The sequence below is a fragment of the Allobosea sp. 47.2.35 genome, from assembly GCF_024655635.1.
GTDB lineage: Bacteria > Pseudomonadota > Alphaproteobacteria > Rhizobiales > Beijerinckiaceae > Allobosea.
Map to the genome: position 1 here is coordinate 167,283 of NZ_JANLGI010000013.1, position 6,523 is coordinate 173,805.

At 64.4% G+C, this 6,523-nt stretch carries 6 protein-coding genes; 3 read left to right on the forward strand and 3 right to left on the reverse strand.

Annotated features, from left to right (window positions below):
• Positions 1 to 3: 3 nt before the first annotated feature.
• Both NUV79_RS17020 and NUV79_RS17025 read right to left on the reverse strand, forming a co-directional pair.
• Positions 4 to 531: a hypothetical protein gene (locus NUV79_RS17020; protein ID WP_257734281.1), complete on the reverse strand. Its 528-nt coding sequence runs from the start codon at positions 529 to 531 to the stop codon at positions 4 to 6.
• Positions 532 to 587: 56 nt separating this feature from the next.
• The gene (locus NUV79_RS17025) at positions 588 to 2,252 is read right to left on the reverse strand and encodes a GMC family oxidoreductase (RefSeq protein WP_257734282.1); all 1,665 of its coding nucleotides are present in this window, start codon (positions 2,250 to 2,252) and stop codon (positions 588 to 590) included.
• Positions 2,253 to 2,924: 672 nt separating this feature from the next.
• On the opposite strand from NUV79_RS17025, the gene NUV79_RS17030 reads away from it, so the two are divergent.
• Genes NUV79_RS17030 through terL form a run of 3 tightly spaced genes read left to right on the forward strand, consistent with a single transcriptional unit; the run spans position 2,925 to position 6,178 of the window.
• On the forward strand, positions 2,925 to 4,367 hold the full coding sequence (locus tag NUV79_RS17030) for a site-specific DNA-methyltransferase (RefSeq protein ID WP_257734283.1): 1,443 nt from the start codon (positions 2,925 to 2,927) through the stop codon (positions 4,365 to 4,367).
• Positions 4,357 to 4,749 (forward strand): DUF5681 domain-containing protein, encoded by a 393-nt coding sequence (locus NUV79_RS17035; RefSeq protein ID WP_257734284.1) that lies wholly within the window; start codon positions 4,357 to 4,359, stop codon positions 4,747 to 4,749. Before NUV79_RS17030 ends, NUV79_RS17035 begins: the two co-directional genes overlap by 11 nt.
• Complete coding sequence (gene terL, locus NUV79_RS17040) at positions 4,742 to 6,178, forward strand: phage terminase large subunit (protein WP_257734285.1); 1,437 nt, start codon at positions 4,742 to 4,744, stop codon at positions 6,176 to 6,178. The genes NUV79_RS17035 and terL overlap by 8 nt, the downstream gene beginning before the upstream one ends.
• Before the next feature lie 16 nt (positions 6,179 to 6,194).
• On the opposite strand, the gene NUV79_RS17045 is transcribed toward terL, so the two are convergent.
• Positions 6,195 to 6,523 (reverse strand): hypothetical protein (locus NUV79_RS17045; protein WP_257734286.1); only part of this gene is annotated, 329 nt, incomplete at its 5' end.

Genomic DNA, 6,523 nt, shown 5'->3' on the forward strand with positions numbered 1-6,523 from the left:
ATTTCAGGCTCGCACCGTTCGCCACCAATGGCGCACGGCGTCACGCGTCCGCATTGCCAGTCCATAGGCGGCGGTGCTCCGAACCCAGCCGAGCACGTTGTCGCGCACGCGCACGATCTGGCCCATGACCCAGGTGAACCAGCGATAACTCAAAAGCTTCTCGCGGCCAGCATGGTAGATGCGTTCGACGAAGACGAAGCTCATCAGATGGGCGAAGGCTGTCACGATCAGTCCGGCCCAGAACTGCCCGCGCGCGAAGAGCAGCAGGCCGAACAGCTTCAAGGGCTCGGCGATGGCGAAGGGGATGGCCAGCGCCAGCAGGACGAGCGGCGGCGGCAGCGCGGCGACGCTCTCCTCCAGCCGGCGCATGATGCGCAGCTCCGCGAGCCGGCGCAGCAGCGGCCGATAGAGCGGCCGCAGGAACTCGTCGAGGATGACGAACACGGTGATGACGGCACGCAGGAGTGCGAGCAACCCGCGCATGAGCGGACCGCGTTCGGGCGCGGGCGAGGGCTGGAGATCGTCGGGCATCGCGATCCGATTCATAGATCGCGATTTGCGGCAATTCCATGCCGCCCGGCTTGCCTCTAGCGGCGAGCGTCTTCCTTCAGCATCGCCACGCCCTTCTCGGCGATCATCATCGTCGGATTGGCGGTGTTGCCGGAGGTGATCGTCGGCATCACCGAGGCGTCGATGACGCGCAGGCCCTCGACGCCGCGTACCCTGAGCCGCCCGTCGAGAACCGCGCCCGGATCGTCGTCGCTGCCCATCCGGGCCGTTCCCACGGGGTGGAAGATCGTGGTGCCGAGCTGGGCGGCGGCCTCCAGCAGGGCTTCGTCCGACTGGGCGGCATCGCCCGGCATATGCTCCTCCGGACGGAAGCGGGCGAGCGGGGCCTGCGCGACGATCCGGCGCGTCAGCTTCATCGCATCGACCGCGACCTGCCGATCCTCCTCTGTATCGAAATAATTCGGCGAGATGACGGGAGTGTCGCGCGGATCGGCCGAGCGCAGATGGATGCTGCCCCGGCTCGTCGGCCTGAGATTGCAGACGCTCGCGGTGAAGGCGTCGAACGGATGCAGGCCCGAGCCCCAGCTATCGAGCGAGAGCGGCTGGAAATGGTATTGCAGGTTCGCCGTCGCATATTGCGGCGAGGACTTCGCGAAGGCGCCGACCTGCGAGGGCGCCATTGTCAGCGGGCCGGTGCGGAGCGCCGCCCATTCCAGCGCCATCAGCGGCCGGCGCCAGAGCTTGGCATAGTCGCTGTTCAGCGTCTTGACGCCATGGACCTTGTAGACTGGCCGGATCTGGAGATGGTCCTGCAGGTTCTCGCCGACGCCGGGCGCATCGACCAGCGTCTCGATGCCGAAGCCCTGCAGACGCGCGCCGCTGCCGATGCCGGAGCGTTCGAGCAGGAGTGGCGAGGCGACGGCGCCGGCCGAAAGCACGACCTCGCCGTTGATCTCGGCCTTCAGTCTTTCTTCGTTCGCGGTGCCCAGTCCATGCGTGAACTCGACGGCTTTCGCACGGCCGTGCTCGAACAGGATGCGCTCGACATGGACCCCCGTCTCCAGCCGGAGATTGTCGCGGTTATGCCGCTCCAGCATCGGCTTCAGGAAGGCGCGATAGGCACTGAGGCGCCGCCCGCGCCGCTGGTTCACCTGGAAATACGAGGAGCCTTCATTGTCGCCGGTGTTGAAATCCGGGATCTTGGCGATACCGGCCGCTTCGGCGGCGTCCCGGATCGCGTCGAGGATCGCCCAGCGCACCCGCGGATGCTCGACGCGCCATTCCCCGCCGGCCTTATGCAACCCGCCTGGCGGCGGCGCCATATGATCTTCGTGCCGGAGGAAATAGGGCAGCACATCGTCCCAGCCCCAGCCGGCAAGGCCGCGCTGGCGCCAGCCGTCATAGTCGGCGGCCTGGCCGCGCATATAGACCATCGCGTTGATCGCCGAGGAGCCGCCGACGACCTTGCCGCGCGGATAGGCGAGAGCCCGCCCGCCGAGCCCGGCCTGCGGCTCGGTCTGGAACAGCCAGTCGGCGCGGGGGTTGCCGATGGCGAAGAGGTAGCCGACCGGGATATGGAACCAGACCCAGTCGTCCATGCCGCCGGCCTCGAGCACCAGGACCTTGTTCCTCGGATTGGCCGCCAGCCGGTTGGCGACGACGCAGCCGGCCGAGCCGGCGCCGATGACGACATAGTCGAAGCTGCCGATCAGGCGACGGTCGGAGGAGGCGGTATCGGGCATGACATATCCGGTAGTGCTATCGAGGCCACCTATCGTCTGCGGCCGATCAGCAATCTGGCATAGCTGGGGGAGGGGCGACAGCGCGTGGAAATGCGCCCTTCGTTGGTGTCCACCACGCTCCAAATTCCCTGCCAGCAGGGAATTTTCAGGGAGTTTAGAGCTGAGAGAGGGCTTGGGATAGGGTCGGCTTTCGGCTTAAGTGTTTTGGTTGTGTGCGATATTTGCTACTGGCTCGGAACTATGAAGCAGGGAATTTCCCGCTATCGAGCAGGGAAGCTGCCTGCGACGAGCAGGGAATGGGGAAGGCTCAAGCAGGGATGTAGTTCCGATTTTGAAGGCTGGGATTAATGCTGATTTGACGACGAGCTGTCGGTGGCGGTGGCGGTGGCTGAGCTGACGAAGCCACTGTATGCCCGTAAGCCACTGAAGCCATTGGGTAACTCTCTTGCGTGAGGGCTTTGCTTATCCTATATGGGGGGCATCGCATATTTTAGCGACGCTAGCCGAGACCGATCAGATCGTGTTCGGCACTCCTAATTGAGGCATCATCACCTCTGAGTGAGCAGCCCTCGTTAGGCAAGGTGTAGGCCTTCCGGGTGAGCTGGACGGGTCGCGCTTTGCTGCGAGTGCTCACTTGTTCTGGTCGTCTCCTTGAAAAAGGAAACGATCGCAATGCCCTCTCATCTCCCCAAGTCGCAGGTGCCTGTTCGCCGCCGCGTCCAACCTGCCGCACATGATCCCGCGCTCGCGCGTGCTGCGGCGGCTTTTGCGCCGCAGGTGAGCGAGCGACGGCTGGTGGACCTCAAAGCGTCGGTGCGCAATGCGCGCACGCATTCGCAGAAGCAGATCCACCTGATCGCCGAGAGCATCAGGGAGTTCCGGTTCACAACGCCGATCCTGGTGACCACTGATGGTGAGATCGTCGCGGGCCATGGTCGCTATGAGGCGGCAAAGTTGCTCGGCATGACGACAGTCCCGGTGATCTGCATCGATCACCTCGGTCCGCAGCAGATCCGGGCGTTGCGGATCGCGGATAACCGCTTGGCTGAGCTTTCCGGCTGGGACGACGAGATCCTCAAGCTGGAGCTGGGCGAGCTGATCGAGCTCGACTTCGAGGTCGACGTGATGGGCTTCGAGACCGCCCAGATCGATGTGATCCTCGACCCTGGTGTTCAGAAAGCGACGAAGGCTGATCCGGCCGATGCGTTGCCGGCGCTGCAGGATGTCGCGGTGACCGTGCGTGGCGATCTCTGGCTGCTGGGCGAGCACCGTATCCTGTGCGGCGATGCGCGCGAGCGTGGCGACTATCAGACGCTGATGGGCGGTGAGCTCGCCCAGATGGTGTTCGTGGATCCGCCGTACAACGTCCAGGTCGATGGTCATGTCAGCGGCCTGGGCAAGGTCAGGCACCGCGAGTTCGCGATGGCCTCGGGCGAGATGAGCAAGCTCGAGTTCACCGGCTTCCTGCACGCGGTGTTCGCCGAGATCGCGGAGGCGTCGCAGGATGGCGCGCTGATCTATAGCTGCATCGATGGCCCGCATCTGCACGAGATGCTGAATGCCGGCTATGGCGTGTTCAATGAGCTGAAGTCGGTGATCACCTGGGCCAAGGCGAATGCCGGGATGGGTTCGCTCTATCGCAGCCAGACCGAGCTGATCACGCTGTGGAAGAAAGGCAAGGCGCCGCACATCAACAATATCGAGCTCGGCAAGCACGGCCGCTACCGCACCACGCTGTGGAGCTATGCGGGGGTGAACGGCTTCCGCAAGGGCCGGATGGCGGAGCTGGAGAGCCACCCGACGGTAAAGCCCTGCGCGATGGTGATGGACGCGATCAAGGATTGCTCGAAGCCCAAGGGTATCATCCTCGACAGCTTCAGCGGCTCCGGCACGACCCTGATCGCCGCGGCCAGGACCAAGCGCCGCGGCTACGTCATGGAGTTCGATCCGCTCTATGTCGACGGTGCGATCCGGCGCTGGGAGACGCTGTTCAAGGCCGAGGCGCGCCATGCCGAGACGGGGCTGACCTTCGCGGAGATGGCGGCGCAGCGCGGGGGCGATGCCAATGTCGGCACGTTGTCGGACGAGAGCGTTGGAGGGGGCCATGTCGCGTGAGGATGATCCCCCGGCCGTAGGTCACAAGAAGCCGCCGCTGCACACCCGCTTCCAGAAGGGGCGCAGTGGCAACCCCTCGGGCCGCCGCAAAGGAGAACAGGCCAAGCAGGATTATCGTGAGATGGTCCTGTCTCGGCTTGTGCCGATGACCATCGGCGGCAAGCGGGTGAAGGTGACGGCGCGCGAAGCGCTCTATCAAAAGCTCCTCGCGATGAGCTTCGATGGCAACCTGAACGCGATGAAGCTGCTCCTGAAGGACGATAGCCTCAACGACAACAAGACCGATGCGGAGTCGTCGCTGAGCGATGCGGAGGAGGAAGCGCTGATTACGCGCTTCCTCGCGCGTCAGCTCAAGAATGCGAAGGGAGGTGGTGATGACTGACGACGACATCCTCACCGCCATCCTGCGCCGCGATCTGGCGAGCTTCATCGAGCATTGCTTCGTGACGCTGGAACCGGGCACGGCCTATCAGCACAACTGGCATATCGAGGCGATCGCCTATCAGCTGATGCGGGTCTGGAGCGGCGAGTGCAAGCGGCTGATCATCAATGTGCCGCCGCGCTCGGCCAAGTCGATCTGCGTCACCATCGCTTTCACCGCTTGGCTGATGGGCCATGATCCCCGCAAGCGGATCATGGCGATCAGCTACGCTCAGGAGCTCTCGCTGACCCACGCTGCGGCCTTCCGCAGCGTGGTGACCTCCGATTGGTATCGTCGCGCCTTCCCCGACTTCGCGATCAAGGCCAATCGGGGCCAGGAGATCCGCACCACGGAACACGGCTATCGTTATGCCTCCTCGATCGGCGGTTCGGTGTTGGGACGCGGCGCCGATCTGATCGTCATCGACGATCCGATCAACGGGCTTGAAGCCGCCTTGTCGGCGGCGGCCCGACGTCGTGTTCAGGCCTTTTACGATGGCACCCTCTACTCCCGGCTGAACGATCGTCAAAACGGCGCCATCGTCATCGTGATGCAGCGCCTGCACGAGGATGATCTGGTCGGACATGTCCTTGAGAAGGAGGATTGGGAGGTTCTCTCGATCCCCGCCATCGCGCCGGACGATTGCTTTTACCGCATCGGTCAAGGGCGGGAGGCGCTCTATCGGCGCCAACGGGGTGAGATCATGCATGTTGGCCGCGATACCTTTGCCGATCTCGAGGCGATTAAGCGCAATCTCGGCGCCTTGAACTTCTCGGCGCAGTACCAGCAGAACCCGCTGCCGGCCGAAGGGCAGATCATCAAGCGCGATTGGCTGGATTATTACGACGAGCGGCCGGCCGAGTTCGATCTGAAGGTTGCGTCCTGGGACACGGCTTCGACCCAGGCCGAGCATTCCGATTGGTCGGTTGGCATGGTCTGGGGAGCGATCGGGCAGAGCTATTATCTGATCGACCTTGTCCGGGGGCGCTGGGAAGCGCCGGAGCTGCGGCGCAAGATGATCGATCTCTCGCGGACCCATGCGGTTGACGCGACGCTGGTCGAGGAGACCGAGCTCGGGCGGGCGCTGTCGCAGGATCTGCGGCGTACCGGTGCGCTGCATCCGCTGCTTCAGCCATCGCGGATCGAAAAGCAGGCCCGGCTGATGGCGCAGTCCGCGCGCTTCGAGGCGGGGCAGGTGTTCCTGCCGTGCGAAGCCAGCTGGCTCGCTGAATATCTCGGCGAGCTCCTGGCGTTCCCGCTGGCGCGCCACGATGACCAGGTCGATGCGACCAGTCAGGCTCTCAAGTACCTGACCGCGAAGACGCCGACGATCCGTGAACGTCCGCAGCGGGTCGTACGTCCGCAGCGTCGTGTTCGGCCGCAAGCCTGACGCGACGCTCCTGGTGCTAAGGCTGCACCGTCACGACGGTCATGCTGTAGCCTCGAGCGGCCATGCAGCCGACCATGATCTGGCGCAGCGCCTGGTTGCGCTGACCTTCCAGCATGCCGGCCTCCATCGCATCGGCGAGACTACGACCCATATGGATTGGAGCCGCCATGGCCTGGGCCTTGGCGGCTTCGCCCTTGCAGATGGCATCGTCCTGCTGAAACTGGGCGACTGCTCCGGCATCGCTGCGTCCGTCGTAGCGGTCGAAGCGCATGGCGGTACGCGGGGCGCATGCGCTAGCGGCACTGGCCAGGAGGATGGCGATCACAAGAGACGGCCAGCGGTTGC

Coding starts and splice junctions, on each gene's coding strand:
- NUV79_RS17020 (WP_257734281.1), bottom strand. CDS start 531: ATGCCCGACGATCTCCAGCCCTCGCCCGCGCCCGAACGCGGTCCGCTC.
- NUV79_RS17035 (WP_257734284.1), top strand. CDS start 4,357: ATGTCGCGTGAGGATGATCCCCCGGCCGTAGGTCACAAGAAGCCGCCG.
- NUV79_RS17030 (WP_257734283.1), top strand. CDS start 2,925: ATGCCCTCTCATCTCCCCAAGTCGCAGGTGCCTGTTCGCCGCCGCGTC.
- NUV79_RS17025 (WP_257734282.1), bottom strand. CDS start 2,252: ATGCCCGATACCGCCTCCTCCGACCGTCGCCTGATCGGCAGCTTCGAC.
- terL (WP_257734285.1), top strand. CDS start 4,742: ATGACTGACGACGACATCCTCACCGCCATCCTGCGCCGCGATCTGGCG.